Annotated in this window: 23 protein-coding genes; 3 read left to right on the top strand and 20 right to left on the bottom strand. The window is 35.3% G+C overall.

Translation table 11 applies throughout. The annotated features are described in order from the left end of the window. Positions 1-213 precede the first annotated feature (213 nt). Both recU and KQI49_RS07215 read left to right on the top strand, forming a co-directional pair. On the top strand, positions 214-798 hold the full coding sequence (gene recU, locus KQI49_RS07220; RefSeq protein ID WP_216487703.1) for a Holliday junction resolvase RecU: 585 nt from the start codon (positions 214-216) through the stop codon (positions 796-798). A 13-nt stretch (positions 799-811) separates the two neighbouring features. After that, positions 812-3,520, top strand: coding sequence for a transglycosylase domain-containing protein (locus KQI49_RS07215; protein ID WP_216487702.1), 2,709 nt, complete (start codon positions 812-814; stop codon positions 3,518-3,520). A 36-nt stretch (positions 3,521-3,556) separates the two neighbouring features. On the opposite strand, the gene nth is transcribed toward KQI49_RS07215, so the two are convergent. The 16 genes from nth to KQI49_RS18890 form a co-directional block, all read right to left on the bottom strand. Continuing rightward, on the bottom strand, positions 3,557-4,207 hold the full coding sequence (nth, locus tag KQI49_RS07210) for an endonuclease III (RefSeq protein ID WP_216487701.1): 651 nt from the start codon (positions 4,205-4,207) through the stop codon (positions 3,557-3,559). 3 nt (positions 4,208-4,210) lie between these two features. Further along, a complete protein-coding gene (locus tag KQI49_RS07205) occupies positions 4,211-4,888 on the bottom strand; it encodes a DnaD domain-containing protein (protein WP_216487700.1) in 678 nt (225 codons plus the stop codon). Between the two features lie 151 nt (positions 4,889-5,039). Beyond that, entirely contained in the window at positions 5,040-6,332 is a 1,293-nt protein-coding gene (gene asnS / locus KQI49_RS07200) for an asparagine--tRNA ligase (RefSeq protein WP_216487699.1), read from the bottom strand. 39 nt (positions 6,333-6,371) lie between these two features. Beyond that, a complete protein-coding gene (locus KQI49_RS07195) occupies positions 6,372-7,553 on the bottom strand; it encodes a pyridoxal phosphate-dependent aminotransferase (protein WP_216487698.1) in 1,182 nt (393 codons plus the stop codon). 66 nt (positions 7,554-7,619) lie between these two features. After that, positions 7,620-8,165 carry a cell wall elongation regulator TseB-like domain-containing protein gene (locus KQI49_RS07190; RefSeq protein WP_216487697.1) on the bottom strand — a complete coding sequence of 182 codons (546 nt, stop codon included), beginning with the start codon at positions 8,163-8,165 and terminating at the stop codon, positions 7,620-7,622. A 243-nt stretch (positions 8,166-8,408) separates the two neighbouring features. Continuing rightward, positions 8,409-11,201 (bottom strand): ATP-dependent DNA helicase DinG, encoded by a 2,793-nt coding sequence (dinG, locus tag KQI49_RS07185; RefSeq protein WP_216487696.1) that lies wholly within the window; start codon positions 11,199-11,201, stop codon positions 8,409-8,411. A 90-nt stretch (positions 11,202-11,291) separates the two neighbouring features. Continuing rightward, a complete protein-coding gene (panD, locus tag KQI49_RS07180; RefSeq protein WP_216487695.1) occupies positions 11,292-11,675 on the bottom strand; it encodes an aspartate 1-decarboxylase in 384 nt (127 codons plus the stop codon). An 11-nt stretch (positions 11,676-11,686) separates the two neighbouring features. Continuing rightward, positions 11,687-12,562, bottom strand: a complete 876-nt coding sequence (gene panC / locus KQI49_RS07175; protein WP_216487694.1) for a pantoate--beta-alanine ligase — start codon at positions 12,560-12,562, stop codon at positions 11,687-11,689. Positions 12,563-12,576: 14 nt separating this feature from the next. Continuing rightward, complete coding sequence (gene panB / locus KQI49_RS07170) at positions 12,577-13,401, bottom strand: 3-methyl-2-oxobutanoate hydroxymethyltransferase (RefSeq protein WP_216487693.1); 825 nt, start codon at positions 13,399-13,401, stop codon at positions 12,577-12,579. Positions 13,402-13,407: 6 nt separating this feature from the next. After that, positions 13,408-14,397, bottom strand: coding sequence for a biotin--[acetyl-CoA-carboxylase] ligase (locus KQI49_RS07165; protein ID WP_216487692.1), 990 nt, complete (start codon positions 14,395-14,397; stop codon positions 13,408-13,410). Then, on the bottom strand, positions 14,373-15,581 hold the full coding sequence (locus KQI49_RS07160; RefSeq protein ID WP_216487691.1) for a CCA tRNA nucleotidyltransferase: 1,209 nt from the start codon (positions 15,579-15,581) through the stop codon (positions 14,373-14,375). Before KQI49_RS07160 ends, KQI49_RS07165 begins: the two co-directional genes overlap by 25 nt. Beyond that, positions 15,574-16,725, bottom strand: coding sequence for an N-acetyl-alpha-D-glucosaminyl L-malate synthase BshA (bshA, locus tag KQI49_RS07155; RefSeq protein WP_216487690.1), 1,152 nt, complete (start codon positions 16,723-16,725; stop codon positions 15,574-15,576). The genes KQI49_RS07160 and bshA overlap by 8 nt, the downstream gene beginning before the upstream one ends. 17 nt (positions 16,726-16,742) lie before the next feature. Further along, positions 16,743-17,138, bottom strand: coding sequence for a methylglyoxal synthase (mgsA, locus tag KQI49_RS07150; RefSeq protein WP_216487689.1), 396 nt, complete (start codon positions 17,136-17,138; stop codon positions 16,743-16,745). A 40-nt stretch (positions 17,139-17,178) separates the two neighbouring features. Beyond that, entirely contained in the window at positions 17,179-17,985 is an 807-nt protein-coding gene (gene dapB / locus KQI49_RS07145) for a 4-hydroxy-tetrahydrodipicolinate reductase (RefSeq protein WP_216487688.1), read from the bottom strand. 25 nt (positions 17,986-18,010) lie between these two features. After that, positions 18,011-18,358 carry a nucleotide pyrophosphohydrolase gene (locus KQI49_RS07140; RefSeq protein ID WP_216487860.1) on the bottom strand — a complete coding sequence of 116 codons (348 nt, stop codon included), beginning with the start codon at positions 18,356-18,358 and terminating at the stop codon, positions 18,011-18,013. Between the two features lie 577 nt (positions 18,359-18,935). Beyond that, positions 18,936-19,040, bottom strand: a complete 105-nt coding sequence (locus tag KQI49_RS18890) for an IS3 family transposase (protein ID WP_371817532.1) — start codon at positions 19,038-19,040, stop codon at positions 18,936-18,938. A gap of 382 nt (positions 19,041-19,422) precedes the next feature. Between KQI49_RS18890 and KQI49_RS07130 the strand changes: the two genes are divergently transcribed. Next, positions 19,423-20,292 carry a YitT family protein gene (locus tag KQI49_RS07130; protein WP_216487686.1) on the top strand — a complete coding sequence of 290 codons (870 nt, stop codon included), beginning with the start codon at positions 19,423-19,425 and terminating at the stop codon, positions 20,290-20,292. Positions 20,293-20,427: 135 nt separating this feature from the next. Here the strand turns inward: KQI49_RS07130 and KQI49_RS07125 are convergent, their stop codons facing one another. From KQI49_RS07125 to KQI49_RS07110, 4 genes are all read right to left on the bottom strand, one after another. Beyond that, complete coding sequence (locus KQI49_RS07125) at positions 20,428-21,114, bottom strand: zinc metallopeptidase (protein ID WP_216487685.1); 687 nt, start codon at positions 21,112-21,114, stop codon at positions 20,428-20,430. Positions 21,115-21,173: 59 nt separating this feature from the next. Next, positions 21,174-21,443, bottom strand: a complete 270-nt coding sequence (locus KQI49_RS07120; protein WP_216487684.1) for a sporulation protein YpjB — start codon at positions 21,441-21,443, stop codon at positions 21,174-21,176. Positions 21,444-21,583: 140 nt separating this feature from the next. Beyond that, positions 21,584-22,162: a lipoprotein heptaprenylglyceryl N-acetyltransferase LhaT gene (gene lhaT / locus KQI49_RS07115; protein WP_216487683.1), complete on the bottom strand. Its 579-nt coding sequence runs from the start codon at positions 22,160-22,162 to the stop codon at positions 21,584-21,586. Between the two features lie 75 nt (positions 22,163-22,237). Beyond that, on the bottom strand, positions 22,238-23,014 hold the full coding sequence (locus KQI49_RS07110; RefSeq protein ID WP_216487682.1) for a menaquinol-cytochrome c reductase cytochrome b/c subunit: 777 nt from the start codon (positions 23,012-23,014) through the stop codon (positions 22,238-22,240). Positions 23,015-23,016: the final 2 nt, after the last annotated feature.

The following is a 23,016-nucleotide window of genomic DNA, read 5'->3' as shown; positions in this document are numbered from 1 at the left end:
ACGATTTTGTTCGAGTAACATTGTCTCGATTATGACGTAAGGACGCATTTGTTATATAATGTATATAATCATTACCAATCCATTTATAGGTCAATCGATAACTATCTTCTTTGTTTATTAATAAAAAACTACATTTATATTAAATTTTTGGTTTAGTAGTTATCATTTGCTATCTTTTCTGATATGATACTGTAAATGTTAGGAGGGCTCTCAATGAATTATCCAAATGGGCAGCGTAAGAATAAGTCAGCATCTCACACTAACGTTCGCCTTGGATATGGAAATAGAGGAATGACACTTGAAGAGGATATTAATGCAACAAATCAATTTTATCTTGATACGGATAAGGCAATCATACATAAAAAGCCAACGCCTGTTCAAATTGTTAAAGTTAATTATCCAAGACGAAGTGCTGCAAAAATAACTGAAGCTTATTTCAAGCAAGCTTCCACAACAGATTACAATGGAGTTTACCGAAATCGATATATAGATTTTGAGGTGAAAGATACAAAAAATAAAACATTATTTCCTTTGGCGAATGTTCACGAACACCAAGTAAAGCATATGGAATCAATTATTCGCCACGGCGGGATAAGTTTTATCATCATTAGATTTTCTTTATATAATGAAACTTACTTACTAAAAACTGAAGCTTTATTAGCATATTGGTATAATATGAAAAAGAATGGAAGGAAGTCAATTCCTTACGAAAACATAAAACTTGAAGGTTATGTTATCCCATTTAAATACCAAGCACGAGTTGATTATTTATCTGTTATTGATCAACTGTATTTCTAGGAGGAATGAATGCATGAGTTCAAAAGGCCAATCTCGTATGGGTAGAAGACAACAAAAGACTAAAGACAAACCACTTTGGAAGAAAATCATGAGAATAGCATTAATTGCAATATTAGTAATCGGGGTTGGAGTTGGAACTCTCTTTACTTATTATATTGTGACTGCTCCATCTATTGACGCTGAAAAATTATCAGACCCTTTTTCTTCGACTCTGTTAGATATAAATGGTGATCCATTTGCAGATCTTGGAGCAGAAAACAGGACTAAGATTGAATATGATGATTTACCCGATGTTTTAGTAGATGCTGTTATTGCAACCGAGGATTCGAGATTTTTCAAACACCCAGGGATTGATATTAGAAGAATTGGTGGGGCAATCAAAGCAAACTTCACCCGTGGATTTGGTGCAGAAGGTGCTAGTACAATTACCCAACAAGTAGCTGAAAACTCTTTTTTAACAAATGAAAAGAAAATTAAACTCAAAGTTCAAGAACAATGGTTGGCGTTAAAATTGGAACGCAAATTTACTAAAGAAGAAATTTTAGAAATGTATTTAAATAAAATATTCTATGGCAGCAACGCATATGGTGTGGCTGAGGCATCAAAAGTATATTTTGGTAAGGATGATTTACATGACCTTACCCTGCCTGAAGCTGCTATTTTAGCTGGTTTGCCCCAAAGACCGTCTGCATATAATCCGTATCAAAACCCAGATTTAACTGCTGAACGAATGAATACCGTTTTGAAGTTAATGGTCAGACACGGAAAAATTACTGAAGAACAAGCTGAAGAAGCGCGTGAAGTTGATGTTGAATCGCTTCTTGCTGGTAAAAAACCAGAAACAAAAGAGTATGAAGCTTTTATTGAACAAGTACGTCGAGAAATTAAAGAAAAAGTCGATGGTGCTGATATATATACAGATGGCTTAACGGTTCATACAACACTTGATCCTGATGCCCAATCTCATGTGGAATTCTTATTAAGTGACAGCGAGGATAACCCTATTAATTATCCAGAAAATGTTACGGATGCAGAAGGTAAAGAGCATAAAATGGATACTGGCCTTGTTGTTTTAGATACGAGTTCAGGAGAAATCAGAGCAATTGGCGGCAGTCGAGGTAACGATGCTACAAAAAATAATGCCTTAGATGCACATCGTCAACCTGGTTCAACGTTTAAACCGCTACTAGCTTATGCTCCTGCTATCGAATATAATAAATGGTCTACTTACCATCAATTAAATGATGATAAACCTTACCGTTTACCAGGCACTGACTTAGATGTAAGGAATTGGAACCGTCAATATCAAGGATGGATGAGCGCACGTTATGCGCTCACACAATCACTGAACGTGCCGACATTAAAAACAATCGAAGAGGTCGGCCCTGCTAAAGCACAAGAGTTTGCTGAAGGATTAGGACTTCGATTTGAAGAATCTGCTAACCTTCAATCTGCTATTGGAGGAGGAGAAGCTTCTGCAACACCTTTAGAGTTAGCTGGTGCTTATCAAGCCTTTGGTAATGAAGGAATTCATTCAGATCCTTATGCTGTTACAAAAGTTGAATTTCCTGATGGAAAGACGATTGACCTAAAGTCGGAACCAGAAGCAGCAATGGCTGATTACACAGCTTACATGATAACTGATATGTTGAAATCAGTTATCAATGAAGGGACTGGGACTGAGGCTAATGTACCTGGACTCCCAGTGGTTGGAAAAACAGGAACCACAAACAGAAAAGATGTGGATGGCAGTCCAGATTCCTGGTTTGCAGGCTATACAACCAATTATACAGTAGCTATTTGGACGGGATATAATAATAATAATATCCCACTACCTGATACTAAAATACCACATGCTTTATTTAAAAACATTATGACAGAACTCTCTAAAGATAAAGAGACAAAGGATTTTGTAAAGCCTGATTCTGTTGTAGAGGTGGATGTTGAAAAAGGATCAAACCCAGCATCACTACCTAGTGACTATACACCTAGTTCCAACATTGTCACAGAACTATTTGTCAAAGGAACAGAGCCAACGAAAACATCAGATAAATTTTATAAACTCGATCCTGTCAGTAACCTTTCTGCAAGTTATGATGAAGATGACGATATCATCAAGGCTGAGTGGGATTATGACGATGATGATGACGTATCATTCGAAGTTAGTCTTAGTACAGAAGGCGGAGAAATGAAAGTACTCTCTACTAGCGAAGATAAATCCATCGAAATAGAACAAATAGAATCTGGCTCTGAATATGAGATTCAAGTAGTCGCCATTAAAGATGACAGCCGAAGTGATCCAAAGTCCACTAAAGTATCTCTTGAAGATGAAGAAGAAAATCAAGAAGATCAAGAAGATATGAAATCAGTCGAGAACTTAACTGCTGAATATAAAGAAGACAGTTCAATTATCGATGTGTCATGGAGTTATAACGGCCCTACTGCTTCCTTTGAAGTGGATGTTAATGGTCAAACACAAACGGTAAGTTCTAATGGTCTGGAAGTCAGTGGCGCCACCCCAGGCACAGACTACACAATTACGGTGACACCTATTGGCGAAGAAGGTGCTAATGATGGCGTTAAAGGCGAATCAAAATCAACAACCGTCCAAGTCCCTGAAGAAGATGATGAAGAAGTTGATAATGATGAGGATGGAAATGAAAGTAACCTTGACGACGATCAAGCTGACGATGAGGGCGACTCTGAGAATAATGAAGAATAATAGCTAAAAAAAGTCAAGTGGAAGCCCACTTGACTTTTATTTTTCTTTTTTCATTCTCTTTTGTCCTTCTCTACATATGTCTAAAAGCGGACATTCAGAACAATTGGGATTCCTAGCTTTACAATGATAACGTCCGAAAAAAATCATTCGATGATGCGTAGCACTCCATTCCTCTTTAGGCACTTTTCTCATTAAAGTCTTCTCTACTTCAAGAACAGAGTCTTTCCAACGGCAAATGCCTAGACGTTTAGATACACGCTCAATATGTGTATCAACAGCAATTGCAGGTTCTCCAAAAGCTACTGACATTACAACATTAGCGGTTTTACGACCAACCCCTGCCAATGAAGTTAATTCTTCACGTGTCTCTGGCACTATACCATCATATTCGTCGATTAGACTTCGGCAAAGTTTTTGAATATTTTTTGCTTTATTTTTGTATAAGCCAATCGATCGAATGTCCTGCTGAAGTTCTTCAACTGATACAGCTAAATAGTCTTCAGGGGTTTTGTATTTTTCAAACAAACTTTTAGTTACTTTATTAACAAGAACATCCGTACATTGTGCTGATAATAAGACAGCAATTACAAGTTCGAAAGGATTATCGTGTACAAGTTCACACTCAGCATCAGGAAACATTTGCTCCATTTGGTCTAAACAATACCTTATTTGCTTTAAATTTAACATTAATTAGTCTTCCCCTTCTAACCAATTATAGTAAAAAGATGTATCGCGTTTTCTGACATCTGGTTGATGTTTAGATTGCTTTTCATGAAATGACTTACTTGCCTCACGAGCATCTTCCACCGACTGTATCCCTTTTTGTTTCCAATTCCTCAAAATGCGATCAATATATTTAAAATTCAATTTCCCCATTAATACGGATTCTCTAAGTCCTGCCTTAATTAAAGAAGGTGGTAAATTATCTTCGTCTAACCACACATTAATTGTCTCTATTTCAAATGGAGATAGCGGTCTCCCGAACTCTTGTTCAAAAAGAATAAAAATAGTTCCATCTATCGAATCTTTTTCTTCTGTCTCTTCGAAATACAATTTTTCCCATAAAGGATCTAATGAGTATATTTCGCTCAATTGGTTTTGTTCATTATTTACTTGCTTGATAGAAAGTAGATCTTTTTGAATAAGCTTTCTTAATATGTTAGCACACTCTTCTTCAGAAATAGTTAAATAACCAGCTAACTCAGCTGGTGTTGGAAAATAAATGAAATTCATTAGAAACCGGTGTAATTGCAAAATAACAACTAATTCCTTTTCATTAACACCTAAAGATTTAAATGACGTTAATAATTTTGATGGTATAGTAATTTGGCTTTGTAATATTTCTTGTATTGAAGATTTTTTCGGCATCAAATAAGCACCTCATTCATATTATAGCATGAGTTAATAATGTATGATCTAGATTGAGCGACATTTAGCTAAAGCAGTACTTATCTAATCGAAACGAATCCCCTGCAAATACTTTGCAAGGGACTCATTAGTTTATAGATTTGATTTCTACTCATGGATATAATCGATTTAATAAACGCGGGAAAGGAATTGTCTCACGAACGTGTTCAACTCCAGCTAACCAAGCAACGGTTCTTTCAAGTCCCAGTCCAAATCCTGAATGTGGAACACTTCCGTATTTTTGTAAATCCAGATACCATTCATAGGCTTCAGCAGTTAACCCATGCTGTTCGTATCTTTCTTTCATCATTTCAAGATCATCAATTCGCTGTGAACCTCCAATAATCTCTCCATAACCTTCAGGCGCAATTAAATCTGCACATAATACGACATCAGATCGTCCGGGTGCTGGTTTCATGTAAAAAGCTTTAATTTCAGCAGGATAATTAGTAATGAACACAGGCTTATCAAAATGATCAGCAATAGCAGTCTCATGAGGTGCACCGAAATCATCGCCCCAATCAATATCCGTAAAACCCTTTTCTTTTAATAAATCAATTGCATCGTCATAAGATATTCTTGGAAATGGAGCTTTTATTTGTTCTAATTTTGATGTATCACGTTCCAACGTCTTTAATTCCATTTGACAGTTATTTAAAACGGATTCCGCTAAAAAGCTAACATAGTCTTCTTGTATTTTTAAGCTTTCTTCATGATCTACAAAAGCCATTTCTGGTTCAATCATCCAAAATTCAATCAAATGTCTTCTTGTTTTGGACTTTTCTGCTCTAAACGTCGGGCCAAAAGAAAATACTTTACCAAAAGCCATTGCTGCAGCTTCCATATAAAGCTGTCCACTCTGTGATAAATAGGCTTCTTCATCAAAATATTCGGTATGGAATAATTCAGTTGTCCCTTCTGCAGAAGAGGCTGTTAAAATTGGCGGATCAATCTTTACGTAACCGTTATCTTGATAATATTGGTACGTCGCTCTTATTATTTCATTTCTAACTTTCATAATAGCATGTTGTTTTCTGGAACGCAGCCATAAATGGCGATGGTCCATTAAAAACTCAGTTCCGTGCTCTTTAGGTGTAATTGGATAATCAACCGCTTCATGAATGAGTTCAATATCTTGCACATGCATTTCAAATCCAAGTGGAGAACGTTTATCTTCAACAATTTTTCCTGTTATGTAAAGGGAAGATTCTTGATGAAGATTTTTGGCCAGCTGAAACGCTTCTTCACTCACATCATTTTTAGCTACGACACCTTGCATATATCCCGTACCGTCACGTAATTGTAGAAATGCAATTTTACCACTGGATCTCTTATTTTCAAGCCAAGCTCCTATTGTAACTGTTTTTCCTTCATATTGTTTTACTTGATTTATTGTTGTTTTCAAAGGAATGACCTCCATTTTCTTATAAGTAATAGTATATAATTATTGATGTGACGTAACAAAACGTTTGATTCTCTCCGCGGCTTCGATTAATAAATCTTTTGAAGTCGCATAGGATAAGCGAACATTGTCTGGGGACCCAAAACCTGAACCAGGTACTAATGCTACCTTTTCTTCTTCTAACAATGCCTTCACCCATTCGTCAGTACTTGTAAAGCCATTCATTTTGACTGCTTCTTTGACATTAGGAAATAAATAAAAGGCACCGCTTGGTTTATCGCAGGTAATACCTGGTACATTAATAATCATATTATATAATGTATCAAGTCGATCCGAAAAAACTGTTCGCATTTCTAAGGTTGGATCTGTATCTGTTTCGTAAGCAGCCAGTGTAGCATATTGAGAAATGGAAGTTGGATTGGAGGTTGCGTGAGATACAAAGTTTGTCATCGCCTTCACAATATCTTGAGGACCTGCAGCATAACCTATTCTCCACCCTGTCATTGCATGTGATTTTGATACGCCGTTAATGATAACAGTATTTTTCTTTAACTTTGGTGATAGCTGTGCCATTGAAACATGCTTTTCAGCGGTATAAATAAGTTTTTCGTAAATTTCATCTGATACAATTATAATGTTATTTTTAAGACAAATTTCTCCAATTGCCAACAATTCTTTTTCATCATACATCATGCCAGTTGGGTTACTCGGTGAGTTGATTATAAGCGCTTTTGTTTTCTCAGTAATTTGTGATTCTAATTGTTCGGGTGTTAATTTAAACTGACTTGCTTCGGATGTTTCTACGACAACAGGTTCCCCACCTGCTAGCTTGATTTGTTCGGGATAACTTACCCAATAAGGGGCAGGGACAATCACTTCATCTCCTTTGTTTAATAAAACTTGAAAAAGTGTATAAAGTGCGTATTTAGCTCCTGTTGTCACAATAATTTCTTCAGGATTATAAAGTAAGTTATTGTCTTGTTTTAATTTTTTGCTGATTGCTTGCTTTAATTCAGGAATGCCGCTTGAAGGGGTATATTTTGTTTTACCTTCATCCATAGCTAGCTTTGCTGCTTCAATAATAAAGTTCGGTGTATTAAAATCTGGCTCCCCGACTCCTAATCCAATTACATCGTATCCTTCTTTTTTAAGCTGCTGTGCCTTAGCAGAAATCTCCAATGTTGGCGAAGGTGTTAAACTTTTAACCCTACTTGCTAATGACATTTTCATACCTACCTTTCATATATTAAACACCAATGTTTGTTGTCGTACTATGAAATAATTACAATTTTATTTAAATGTTCGTTTGAATCGGTATTGTTCATATCGTGATCCATCATCCATCGATAAATAGTCAATAATATAGTGTTGGTCAGCATCTTCGTATGTTAATTCCCACAATGCTTTTTTATCTATCATAGCGGCATTTACTTTAACGAATTTACAACTGCTACACTCATCCCGCCATAAGCTAAGTATATTTTCTTCTGATATCATTTCTTCACTATCAAAAGTTTCAATGTGTTCATTGTCATCATTATTGTCGTTTTTTTCAACAAAAGCAATTTCTTTAACATCATCTGCGGTATGACCGAAAACAATATGATATACTTTCTCACCATAATAATGCGTTGTCTTGTCAATTGTCACTATGTCTGTTTTGTCCAACACTATTTTTTCAGTTTGAGAATAATCTTTTGTCTTGGCTTCTTGAATATTTTTATACAAAATGATGCCATAAATCGCTAAAATAAGTAAAATTAGCACTACAATACTAAATAACCACTTTATCCATGAAGGAATTGTTCTTTTATTCTTATAATAATTGATTTGCATAGCATACCCTGACTTCTTGGAAATAGTTTAAACGTTTTAAATTAAAAAGGAAATTCTTTTTATGATACATATTAGATTCTCCTCATTTTTATCCTTTTATTTCTAAGCATATTGAAAGATTCGGGGTAAATAATAAGATGTACGTTGAGATTTCAATTCAACAAATTTACCCTGACCTATACCATTATAGATTGCTTTAGTGTACTGATACAGCCAAAATTATGGGTGTATCAGTATATATTTTTAAAACCAAACTTTCGCATTTTGCATTAATACACTGGTCGAGTCATAGGATATAGGCACATCTGGTATAGATTTCGTAAAAAAGCTTCCATATCTTGCTTTAACGATGCGAGCATCACATATAAATACGATGCCACGATCATTTGTCGATCGTATTAATCTTCCAAAACCTTGCTTAAAACGCAAGACAGCATGAGGTAGAGCCAACTCGAAAAAAGGATTTTTACCATTAGCCTCCAAATTTTTAGATTTAGCTTCATACAAAGGATGATTAGGAGGTTGAAAAGGTAATCTGGCTATCATTAAACAGGATAAATTTTCGCCTGGTATATCAATTCCTTCCCAAAAGGAGCTAGTCCCCAATAAAATCGCTTTATCATATGTTTGGAAATTTTTTTTAAGTCTTGACCGACTCCCACTGGAAATGCCTTGAGCAATTAAGTTAAAACCATAGAACTCTGAAGTCTCTTTTAATAAGTAATATGTTCTACGCAACATATCATAGGAAGTGAATAGGACAAGCATCCTACCGCTCGTTATTTCAGCTAAAGATATGATTGCCTCAGCTACGGAATAAATAAAATCATCTAATTTACCATACTTAATATCGGGAAAATCATTCGGAATCATAAGTTGAACTTGATTTTGGTATGAAAAAGGTGACTTTATTTTTTCTTTAATCAGACGCTCCTCAGGAATACCTAATCTTTTTTGTATATATGAAAAAGAATTTCTCATGGTTAGCGTTGCGCTTGTTAATATAACGCTCTTTTTCTCATTAAATAAATCAGTAGAGAGTATAGTTGAAACATCTGTTGGTTCACTATATAAGTATACCGCATTTTTAGCTCCATACACTTCTACTTCTATCCATTTTACATGTTCTGATGATTTTCCCTCAATAAACAAGTGTTCAAATGAATCAATATATGTTTGGAGCTCTACGAGAAAGGCTTGCATTTCATCCTCTTCATGTTTATCAAGCTCAATGTTTTGGTTAATTTGAATTAAGAAATGTATCATATCCCTAAAATAGAACGTCAAACGATTTATCATTTCTTTTATAAGAGACCAAGATGTTTTTTCTTCTTTCTCTTCCTCAAAACGATATTGCAGGCGCCCAATATCACTTGTTGATTTGTCCTTTTTGTGTTGGTCAACAACGTATTGAAATATAGTTCTAAATAACTGGTCAAGCTCATACTTTAAGTCATTCATCAATTGATCCCATTTATCAATAGGAATGTCGTTCTTTATAGACGTATGGTTGTCAATTAGGTTATGAAACCATCCATTATCCTCACTTCCTCCAATTTGGTTTAAACTATAGATGATATCAACATAGTCTAACTTTAGGCCATAATGGTGAGAGGCCGTATCTTCCAAATGATGGGCTTCATCAATTATCGTCTTCTGGTAGCTAGGAATAAATGAGTAATCATTGTACATATCTGTACACAATAAAGCATGATTTACAATGATAATGTTTGCTTTTTGAGCCCTTTCACGAGCTTTTTGATAAAAGGAATAATTAAACCATGGAGAGGATGGCTGAATCGCTCCTTCTATATCACTAGAAACCTTATTATAAAAATAATAGCCGCTCGAAGGTAAACTGATTTCATCAATATCGCCTGTTTCAGTTTCTGTAAGCCACACTAAAATCATTGCTTTTGTAAGAGCAACGTCATAATTGTCTCGTTGTTCAGACCTCAGCTCTTTCTCAAATTTTTCTAAACTAATATAATGACGTTTCCCTTTTAATAAGGCCACATGAAAAGGAAAAGGCAACAATTTTTTCATCAATGGTGTCTCTTCATCTAATAATTGGCTTTGCAGTTGGGTGGTAAATGTACTTATAATAATTCGTTGACCAGTTTTAACTGATTCGTATATAGCAGGTAATAAATAACCTAATGATTTACCCGTGCCCGTTTCAGCTTCAATTAACGCATGGTAATTTGACTGAAACGCATCATAGATATGTTCAGACATATCACGTTGACCTTCTCGTTTCTCATAAGTTGGCAAGAATTGTTTTAATGCTCCATCATCCTCATAGATATCGTCTAAGAATGCGCCGTAAGATAGTTGAGGCGTACTTTCTTCAGTTGAAAACTCAACCGGTCTTTTAAATGCCAGGCCTTTATAAGTATGTATCGAACTATCTTCAGATAGAGAAAAAGAAAGTTTGTTTTTAACATTGGTCAAAATTGAAAATAAATCAGATTTCAAAACAGATTCAAGTTTTAATAAATGAGTTATTGTTTCATAAGGCATTTTATATAATTTAGTTTTTAAGATTAGAAAAAGCTCAGCTGTAACGTAAGCATCAGAAAGTGCTCGATGTGGATCACGGTGTTCTAATTTAAAGTATTCCGCAAGTTGACCTAATTTAAATCCTGGAGCGTATGGAAATAAAACTCTTGATAATTCTACAGTATCTAATACCGGATTATTTAAAGGTTTATATAATAGTTCCTGTAATTCACCATTCAAGAACCCTAAATCGAATGATACATTATGAGCCACAATATAGGCATCTTTTAATATCGCAACTATGTCATTCGCTTTATCATAAAAATGAGGGGCATCTTTAACATCGGTGCTTGTAATACCAGTTAAATTAGAAATAAAAGAAGGGATTTCTTTATTTGGCTGAAAGAAGCTTGAAAATTGATTTGTAATAACATCATTTTCAATGACAACCATACCTATTTCAATAATTTTATCTCCCTTTGCTGCTGAATGTCCGGTTGTCTCTAAATCTATAACAACATATTTATTTTTCATTTTTTACCTCCTTTCACTAAAGGGTTTAAACTTAAAATAAGGCTCTTATCAGATGATAAGAGCCTTTTTATGCGTTAAGATATCTCCCTATCAAACTTTGGTTAAAGGCATTTCTTGATCAATCATTTGTTCTATCTCGTTTTTATCGTTCATTATAGCTATTTTTGGGTTAAAAGAGTTAACATTTGCTTCTGGTATCATGGCGTACGAGATAATGATAACAGTATCACCTTTTTGAACTAAGCGAGCAGCAGCTCCATTCAAGCAGATAATGCCTGTTCCTCTTTCCCCTGCAATTACATATGTTTCCAAACGAGCACCATTATTATTATTAACAATTTGTACTTTCTCATTAGGGATAATATCGACACTATCCAAGATATCTTGATCAATTGTTACACTACCTACATAATTTAAATCAGCATGAGTTACTGTTGCACGATGAATTTTTGATTTCATTAGTGTGCGGTACACGAAACTTCCTCCTAATCCAATCGTTTTAGGACTTGTCCATCCATATTTAAAATAAGATTATCAATTAGGCGAGCATACTTGAAAAATATAGCTACGGCGATAATAATTTGTTTTTTATCAATTACAGAAACTGTGTGTAATGAAGGAAATTCAAGAATTTCCACATAATCAATACCCACATCTATATGTTGCTTTAATGTATTGATAATCTCTTTTTTAATGATAACAGGATTTTCCTCACCGTCAACTATTAATTGCTGGCCTATTTTTAAAGATTTATATAACCAAATGGCTTGGTCTCGTTCCTCTTTAGTTAGATTAATATTTCGACTACTCATAGCTAATCCACTGTTGTCTCTTACTGTGGAAAGACCAACGAGGTCTATTGGAAAATTCAAATCCGTAATCAATGCATCAACAACTGCCACTTGTTGTGCATCTTTTAAACCGAAGTATATTTTATTTGGTTGAACAATATGAAATAGCTTTGTTAAAACCGTAATAACTCCATCAAAGTGACCAGGCCGAGATCGTCCACATAACGCGTTAGTGCGCTCTGTTGCAGCCATTTTAATTACCATTTCCGTTGGATACATCTCTTCTATCGTAGGCATAAACAAATAATCCACTCCCATTTGTTTTGCCAAATTAATATCGCGTTCTTCATCTCTCGGATAGCTATCATAGTCTTCATTCGGACCGAATTGCAACGGATTGACAAAGATACTTACGATACTGATTTCATTTTCGTGTTTAGCCTGCTTCATCAGGGACAAATGCCCTTTATGAAAATATCCCATAGTTGGGACAAAACCGATTGTTTTCTTGGACTGATGGAGTTTCGTTGTTATTTGCTGTATTTCCAGTATAGATTTAATTATCTTCATATGTAGCGCCTTTCTTATTCTGGAAGTAAACTTGCATCTTTAATTAAAAATGAATAATCATCCGTTGGAAATGATGTTTCTCTTACTTCTTTAATGTATTTTTTTAACGCTTCTACGCCAACTTTATTAAAATCTGCATAAGGTTTTACAAATTTCGGTAAACGATTCACGCCATATTTAAGAATATCATGGTAGACTAGAACTTGACCATCGCAATCGACACCCGCACCAATGCCTATTGTAGGGATGTTTAATTTTTCGGTAACAATTTTACCTAGCTCTTTAGGAATACACTCCAAAACTAAACCAATTGCCCCAAATTCTTCTAATTTCATGGCATCTTTAACAAGTTTCTCACCCGCTGTTTTATCTTTTCCTTGAACTTTATAACCTCCAAGTACGTTTACAGTCTGTGGGGTTAAACCTAGATGTGCTATGACAGGAATTCCCGCCTCTGTCAGACGTTTCGTTAGGGTAAGAATATCTTCTGAAATACCTTCAAGTTTTAGAGCTTGGGCCCCAGTTTGTTGAAAAAGCTTTTGAGCATTTTTTAATGACTCCTCCATCGATATATGATATGACATAAATGGCATGTCAACAACCATAAACGTATTTGTTGCACCACGCTTAACTGCCCTAGCATGATGAATCATATCATCAACTGTGACTTCTATGGTGGAATTGTATCCAAGCACAACCATTCCAAGCGAATCACCGACAAGTATCATGTCAACCTCCGCTTCTTCAGCTTGCTTTGCTGAAGGATAATCATAGGAAGTCACCATTGTAATCTTTCTGTTTGATTGTTGCATCTTTTGAAGATCATTTCGACTTAGCATAAATTATTAACCCCTTTCATCAAACCAGTCTATTTCTGCGGAATATAATTTTTCAGTCATACCATCCGAGTTTTTAACTAATAATGCTCCATCCGCGGCAATACCGTGAAAAACTGCCCTCCATTCACGTTTTAAAGTTTTAATAAAAACAGGTTCTCCTATTCTAAATCCATAACTTTCCCATTTTAATTTTATTTCTGAAAACCCATCATTTAAATAAAGTGAATATGTAGATTCGAATGTTGATAGAATTTCTTGTATGAATTTAGTGATATCTATGTCTGTCTTCGTTGTTAATTTAATCGAGGACATCTTGTGCTGTAAGTCTTTTGGTAAATCAGCCTTATCATGTAATATATTTAGACCAACCCCGATAACGACATACTGAATTTGATCCTGTTCTGCCTGCATTTCGGTTAATATCCCTGCTACTTTTTTCCCTTTTATTAAAATATCATTAGGCCATTTAATTTGTGGCTTTTCGCCCGTAACCTTGTAAATAACATCAGCAAGAACAGTTGCAGTAAGTAATGTTAACTGGGGCGCTAAATGTGGTGAGATGGAGGGTCTAAGTATCAGACTCATCCAAATACCTTTATCTTTTGCAGAATACCATTCTCTGTTCATTCGTCCTTTACCCTGTTTTTGTTCATCAGCAATGACAATGGTTCCATGCTTAGCATTCTCTTGGGCTAGTTGGTGTGCTATCGTTTGTGTGGAGCTTGTTGTTGTTTTATGTACTATCGTGTTTCCCATCCACTTTGTTCTCAAGCCCCATTTAAGTGTGTTCTCACTGATTTTATCAGGAAAACTAATAATCCGGTATCCTTTGCGTGGGATGCCTTCGATGATATACCCATCCTTTTTTAATTCATTCATATGTTTCCACACGGCATTTCGAGATATATTAAGATACTCAGACAGTGCCTGCCCTGATATATAATTTTCTTTACTATTGGCCAACAGATTAATTAATTGTCTTCGGGTGGATTCCATTTTATCCATTCCTTTAATTTTTCGTAATTATTATCGATATTGCCTAACACCACTTTTTTTTCAAGTTGATTAAAGACTTGTTGTATCCATGGCCCCTTAATTCTCTTAGGGAACATCCGAATAATATCATTCCCATCAATATCAAGTTCTTTTTTTGATTTGATTGGTAGTTGTTTTACTAGTTGCATAAATTCATTTTCATCTATCAATAAATTGTCTTTAAATATTGCATTAACCAATCTTATAAAACTGTGATATAAATTTGTATTAAGATTATAGATAAGCCACGAATCTAAAGTTTGAGTCTTTTTATAATAAAACAATGCATCAACTAGATTGAGGGCTATGTTTTTAATTCTATTCGAATTTTTCCATTGTTTGATCCAGGTTTTAACGGAAATATTTGGTTCAATAAAATGAGCTAAAGCAATAAATTCTCCAAATGATTCCATCGGTTCTAATTTATCAGGAAGTTTATTGATTATATTAGGATTTTCCCTTACAGTTGGCAAATATCTATAAACCCCTGTCTCTCTCAAATAGTAAATACCTTTATTTATATCTTTTCCAGCAACTAATTTTTCCAGTTCATTTGTAATACGCTCAACAGCAATCTTTTCAAGTGAAGGTTTTACTTCTTGTATTGCGCTTAAGGTCTTTTTTTCAATAGTAAAACCTAATTGGCTAGCAAAACGTATAGCCCGAATAATTCTTAAAGGATCTTCTTTAAATCGCTCAACCCCATCACCGACAGACCGGATTAGACATTGATTTAAGTCTTCTTGACCGTTAAATAAATCAATTATTTTCCCCTCTTTATCCATAGCTAAAGCATTTATAGTAAAATCTCTACGCTGTAAATCTAAATTAATGTGATCAATAAATTCGACCTTATCTGGATGGCGCTGATCACTGTAAGTTCCCTCTAACCTGAAAGTAGTTACCTCAAATGAAGTTTTTTTATGTCGGACAATAACGGTTCCATGTTCTACACCTAAAGGGATAACTTTGTCAAAAAGTGCAATAATAGTATTTGGAAAAGCAGATGTAGCAATATCAATGTCTTTAGTTTGATTATCTAACAATAAATCTCTAACACAGCCTCCAACAAAATATGCTTGATAGCCATATTGCTCAATTTTATTAATGACTTCTTTTCCTACTAAAAATTGTTCATCAAACATTTTTATCACCGAATTCTCTGGTACTTGACATTACATCTTCATATAAATCCAAATATTGTCCAACAATCCTCTTGGAATTAAATTTACTGTTAACTGATTGTAAAGCATTTTCAGATAGGCTTCTCATTTTTTCTTCATCTTTTAACAAATCAATTGCATAAATTGCTGCTTGAGTCGTGTCTCCAAGCTCAACAATATAGCCTGTTTTCTCATGGTCAATAACTTCTGGTATTCCCCCTACATTCGTACCTATACAAGGGACCTTACAAGCCATCGCCTCTAGGAGGACAAGGCCAAAACTTTCCTTTTGTGACAATAGTAGCATCAAATCTGATATTGACAACAGATCTGTAATATTCTTTTGCTTACCTAGGAAAAGAACGTTGTCATCTAGTCCCAGTTCTTTAACAAGTTGGTAAATCTGATTGAACTCTGGTCCATCACCAACTAAGAGTAGTTTAGCACTTAATTCGTCATTTACTTTTTTAAAAGTGTAGATAATATCTTCAATACGTTTAACTTTACGGAAATTTGATATGTGAATAATGACTTTATCATTTTTATTAATCCCATATTCCATCTTAACACTGGGTAAGTCTCGTTTAAAGTACTCCTCTTCATTAATAAAGTTATGAACCACTTGAATGTTCTTTTTAATTCCGAGCATGTCCTTTGTTTGCAACACTAAGTTGTTTGATACAGCGGTGACTGCATCAGACTGTTCTATTCCATATTTAATCATATTTCGGAATGTATCATCAATTCCTAAAACAGTTATGTCTGTTCCATGCAAGGTCGTGACAATTTTAACATCATGTTTAGCTATGTCTCTTGCTAAAATTGCACAGATGGCATGCGGCATAGCGTAGTGAACATGTAATATATCCAATTTTTCACGATCGACCACTTCTGCCATTTTGGATGCCAGTGCTAAATCGTAGGGTGGATATTTAAAAACCGGATAGTGACTTGGCTCTACCTCATGAAAGTATATTGAAGGATGAATCTGATTTAATCTAAATGGTAAACTTGATGTAATAAAATGTATTTCATGTCCTTTTTCTGCTAATTTCATCCCAAGTTCAGTAGCTATTATTCCTGACCCTCCTACTGATGGGTAGCATGTTATACCAATTTTTTTCATAGGTCTCTTCCTTTATGTTATTTTCTTACTTTCCGCCAACTTAAATCCTCACGATCTAATCCTTTTATAACAATTTCTGCCGCTGCGATATTCGTAGCCAGAGGTATAAGATGAACATCACATAAGCGCATTAATGCACTAACATCTGGTTCGTGTGGTTGCGCTGTAAGTGGATCTCTAAAAAATATGATTATATCCATTTCATTATTTGCAATCATAGCACCAATTTGCTGATCACCACCTAAAGGTCCCGATTGAAAACATGTAATAGACAGTCCAGTTGTTTCCTTAATCCTCGTTCCTGTAGTGCCTGTAGCAAAAAGGTTATATTTTTTTAAAACATGACTATAAGCCGTACAAAACTCTATAATCGTTTCTTTTTTCTTATCATGGGCTATTAATGCAATATTCACGGAAGAGCCTCCTCAGGTTAACAAAAGCCATATAGCAAATTTACTGCTCGAAGTCCATAATATTTTCGAGTCCGTAAATTAATGAGTTAATCGACAAGACATGCTCCACAGCAAGCTTTACACCAGACATGAACGAAGATCGGCTAAAGGAATCATGTTGAATGGTTAGCGTTTGTCCTTCTCCACCTAATATAACCTCCTGATGAGCTACTAATCCTGGTAATCTGACGCTATGAATTCTTATCCCGTCTTTTTCCGCTCCTCTAGCTCCAGGTAGTACTTCTTCTTCATCTGGATGTCCTTGTGCTTTAACCGGTCTTACTTCATTAATTAAATCGACAGTTTTCATAGCTGTCCCAGAGGGAGCATCTAATTTCTGATCGTGATGTTTTTCAATAATCTCGATATCGGGAAGAAACTTTGATGCCATCTGAACAAATTGCATCATTAGCACAGCGCCCACTGCAAAGTTTGGAGCGATAATACATCCTACTTCATTTTTAACAGCCAAATCGGCCAATTCTTCAATTTGATTATTAGTAAGTCCCGAAGTTCCTACAACTGGCCGAACTTTATGCTTAATAGCAAGCATTGTGTGATTGAATCCTGCTTCAGGAATGGTTAAATCAATAAGAACATCTGCCTCAATTGAGGCCAAACATTCCTCTGCATTTTCAAAAATAGGGACGTCAATGTTTGGTAATGATTCAATATCATTTAAGGTTTTTCCGTTATTTTTTCTATCAATACAAGCAACTAATTGAAAATTAGGTTCTTCATTAATCATATTGATTGCTTCAGACCCCATGCGCCCTCTAGGACCAGCGACGATGATTTTGATGTGCATATTACTCCTCCTCAACTACGATTAACTACAATTGTATATTATCTTGTTTACGTGTCCATCTATTTTTATCACGTGTTTCAAATTTAGTCATAGATTTATGGAATGCTTCAGATAGATCTATATTTAATGAGTTACCAAAGCACGCTAGTACGAAAATTATATCTCCGATTTCTTCTTCAACAGTTTTTTCTTTTTCTGTTGTTTTTTTTGGTTTTTCACCATAGTAGTGATTAATTTCGCGAGCCAGTTCGCCAGCTTCTTCAGTTAATCTAGCTGTTAAGCTCAGAGGGGAAAAATAACCCTCTTTAAATTGCCCTATATATTCGTCAACTCTTTTTTGTATTTCTTTTGTATTATACGTTGAATTTTTAATCCTAAAAACCCCACTTCATTTAGACTCTCTTTTTATGTTAGCTAATTGAATTCAATTTGACAAATTATATATTCTATCAACCAAAATCCCCATAATTCTCCCCATCCCAATTTCGTAATAGATGTAAACTGCATGGTAATTCTTTTTAAGATTGATCACAAATTTTTGAAGCTTAGAAAGGTGCTGGATTGTTTTCCACTCCAGACTATTGCTTTCCGCGGGCACGGCTTCAGCCTTCGACGCACAGGACGCGCTAGTGCAGGTGTTGCGACAGGATGTCGCGTACTTAACCTGCCTCAAGAAGGCCGTAAGTGCGCCTACGATTTCTAGTAACGCTACGCAGCAGTTTCCTCGGCAAAAGGGAGCAAAGAAGATTATTCAAGTAGTACCTTCTCTGCCGGATCTTCAGTCTCGTGGGACTGCAGAAAATCCTACCGAAAACCCATTGTGGAAGCTGAGGCTCATCAACCACCCACGGAAAGTGAACCGCCCCCTGTCAAGTAGACAGTATAAATAAAAAGATAAACAATTAGGCGGATAGCTCTGTATATTCCAGTGGGGCTAGTCTGTCTAAGTTCTATTGAAAACGTTCATAATTGTAAAAATGAATGTATTCATCTATAGCCTCTTCCAGCTGTTCAAACGAGGGTCTTCCCTCGTATATAAATAATACTTCTCGCACTTCAACGTTCCCCAAAAACCTTCTATAGACCCGTTATCAATACACTTACCAGGGCGAGACATACTATGTTGTAATTTCGCATTCTCCATGATCCGTCTAAAACCATTTGATGTATATTGAACCCCCTACTCAAAAGGGAGCATATCAAAGCGTAGCGTATTTCCGTAGCGATGGTTTATCGCATTGTTTTAATAGATAGTGTTAAATTACCGCTCAGTTTATGTATATTGCGTAATTTATCATTAACTTATCACAGAAATTGCTTTAGTAATAAGGAGTATTATATTGAACTTAAGAAAGTTTGTTCATTAATGTTATATTGTTTATAATGAGATATCATAGTCTACGGATTGAACACCTGAGAAAAGTGAGGGATTAGCCCATGGTTTTTGGTTTACGATTGAAGAATATTTTTTTCATTCTACTTGGCTCGGCAATAATGGCCTTTGGTCTTGTACACTTTAATATGCAAAATAATCTTGGTGAAGGTGGCTTTACGGGAATCACATTATTACTTTATTTTGCCTTCAACTGGGATCCTGCTGTTATGAATATTGTATTAAACGTTCCAATCTTCTTTATTGGTTGGAGGTATCTTGGGCGTAACGCTTTTTGGTACACCATCATAGGAACATTCGCTGTTTCTGCTTTTTTGAAAATATTTCAAATTAAGCCCTTTCCAACCTATTTGCAATCAGATATGACCCTTGCCGCTCTATTTGCGGGAGTCTTCGTAGGAATTGGCTTAGGAGTAATTTTCAGATATGGCGGAACAACTGGTGGTTCAGATATCATCGCCCGCATCGTGAATAAATATGTTGGTTGGAGTATGGGAAAAACCATGTTCTTAATTGATTTTATAGTAATTGCCACTTCAATCTTTACTATTTTAGAATTAGTTGAAGGTATGTATACTCTCGTAGCTGTATACATAGGTGCACGTGTTATTGACTTTATCCAAGAAGGAGCTTACTCTGCAAGAGGAGCAACAATTATTTCTAATTCGAGTGATATCATAGCAAAAAAAATCCACGAAGAAATGGACAGAGGCGTAACGGTACTTACAGGGCGAGGAAGTTATACTGGAGAGAATCGAGATGTTTTATATTGTGTTGTAGGTAAAAATGAAATTGTGCGTCTGAATAATTTAATAAACGCTGTCGATCCTCACGCTTTTGTCGCTATTAGTTCGGTGCATGATGTCGCTGGGGAAGGTTTCACCTTAGATGAGAATAAAAATCCAATAGAATAATCGTCTTCTAAAAATTCATGTAATTTATTAATTTGCACATGCTTTCTTGTATTACGTAGCGTAAACCATCAGAAAATACCAAAAAGGATAACGAGAAAATATCGTCATCCTCTTTGGTATTTTGTATATAAATAATTAATCTCTGTTACCTAAAAAGATAAGAACAAATCTTAGCAACTCAGCTACAGCTACTAAAGCTGCTGCAACATATGTCATAGCGGCTGCATTTAATACCTTTTTAGTTTCTCGTTCTTCGTCGTTACGGATGATACCACCTGATACAAGTTGAGTCATCGCTCGATTGGAAGCATCAAACTCAACTGGTAATGTAACGAGTTGGAATAACACCGCGGCCGACATGAAAATAATCCCAAGTAGAAAAAGATTCATAAAATTTAATAAAATACCGCCCAGAATTAAAAATATAGACATATTGGAACCTAAACTTGCTACAGGTACGAGAGCTGTTCTAAACCTTAGGAATGCATATTCTTGTTGGTCTTGGATAGCATGTCCAACCTCGTGTGCAGCAACAGCAGATGAAGCCATAGATTGTCCATGATAATTATTACTAGAAAGCCTAACTACTTTTTTTCTAGGATCGTAATGATCTGAAAGGAACCCTTTTGTCTCTTCTACATTTACATCGTAAAGCCCGTTTTCATCTAAAATTTTTCTTGCCACTTGCGCCCCTGACATCATTGAAGATGTTGGTTTTTTCGAATATATTTTATACGTATTTTTTACCTTTGATTGAGCCAACATAGGAATAATCATTAGTAACGCAATATATATAAGATATCCTCCAAAGCTGCTAAACATTCATCATTCCTCCAAAATAAAGTAAGTGTATATGGTCAATTTTAGTCAAATTTTAGAGATCAGTCAACTGATTTATCCTTATTCTTTTTTTTTCTCTGTTGTTCTCCTTTATACTTTCTCCAACTCACATAAGAAAGTGTAACAGCGATACAACTTCCAACGATAAGGATCATCCAATAAAATGGTATCATTTCTTTCCCTTTTGCTGGATTTTCTTCGAGTGTCTTTGCCAGGACAGGATTGGCAAATATAATATTTAACGAGATAATGACACTATTCACTATGAGTATTACTCGCCAGAAATACTTTTTTATCTTTATATTGTTCATAGAGAGCAATCCCCCATACCCTTTTAAAACTACTATATGTTTAGGCAACAGGAGATATAACAGAACAATGCTAAATAAAGTGAAATTTTATTTATAAAAACATTGGCTACATCATTAAAGCACTTATCTTTCACGTTCATTCAAACCATAACTTGCTTGTTTTTTTGCATCACTTTATATGCAATATAAATTGATAATATACTAAGCCAAAAAGTGAAATAACCTATCTCATTCATGTATTGAGTTAAAGAAGCATAAATAGGCATTTGTTCAAAGACGTAATCAATCACATCATTATGCAGTGTCCATACAGCCGCCACTACTACATGACGTAACTTTAACCGATAAAATGGAGCATAGAGCAGACCCTGCACAGCCATGGCTGCGTGTGAGGCAATAAGCATGTATCCTTGGGGACTTAAACTCCCTGTTGTAATCAGAGTTAAAATATTCATCACAACAGCCCATATACCGTATTTAAATAATGTGATCAAAGCGAGTGATTCTATGTAAGGTACTTTTTTATCAAAGAGAAAAAATAAGAGAAATATCGTAAAAAACATACTTGCCATCGGACTGTCAGGTACAAAAATCAAGAAAATGTGTGGTGTTATTGCAAGTTGATATTTATACCATATAAACCCATAAATAGTACCGAATAAATTAATTAAAAATAACATGAAAACAAAACGTTTATCTGCCAGTAATAATTTCAACATAATTTATAACCTCTTCTAGTACGTATAGAATTTAAAAAACACCTTCACCACGTAATGGCAAAGGTGTTTAGATAGTTATTCCGCATCTTCATTCACAGATAAAATAAATTCTACCAATTGGTCTAATTCTTCATCTGATCCATCAAACATATCAGCAGGCATTGAACCAATACCTTCACGGGCAATTGTTGCAATTTCATCTCCGTCATGTTCTGTCCCGATAAGAGCTGGCCCGTTGCCTGTTCCACTCAAATCATCACCATGACAGCTCATACAATTGTTTTCATATACAGCGTACCCTGGATCTTCTGTATCAATTTCAATATCTGATTCAGGTATTGGCTTGTTAGCCTCAGCTCTTGCTTCCCAATCTACAACTGAAGATGATTCATATGTTAACCACATAACTCCTGATACTGCAAGGAGCATCATTGCAACAGCGATTGGTCGCTGATGTGGTCTACGTCCAGGCCCATTGTCTAAGAATGGTGCAAGAAAAAGGCCACCAAAGGCAAGACCTGGGATTACTAAGATACCCATGATAATGAATGGGCCACTAGCAAATTTATACTTTAACAGTTCATATAGAAACAAGAAGTACCAGTCTGGCAAAGGTATATAAGCAGCATCTGTCGGATCAGCAACCCCTTCTAAAGGAGCTGGATGTGCTAGAGTTAAGCATAAAAATCCAACTAAGAATACTGCTCCTATCAACCATTCCTTTAATAAATAGTTGGGCCAAAAAGCTTCTGTTCTACCAGGATATTCGGAATAATCTTTGGATGCATTTGGCTTTTTCTCGGCGGATATTCTAGAATCGCCGACAAACTTCATCCCTTTACCCTTTTTCACAG

The organism is Virgibacillus sp. MSJ-26, assembly GCF_018918075.1.
Taxonomy (GTDB): domain Bacteria; phylum Bacillota; class Bacilli; order Bacillales; family Amphibacillaceae; genus MSJ-26.
The sequence above is the reverse complement of the archived record's forward strand: the minus strand, read 5'-3'. Positions and strand labels throughout refer to the sequence as shown.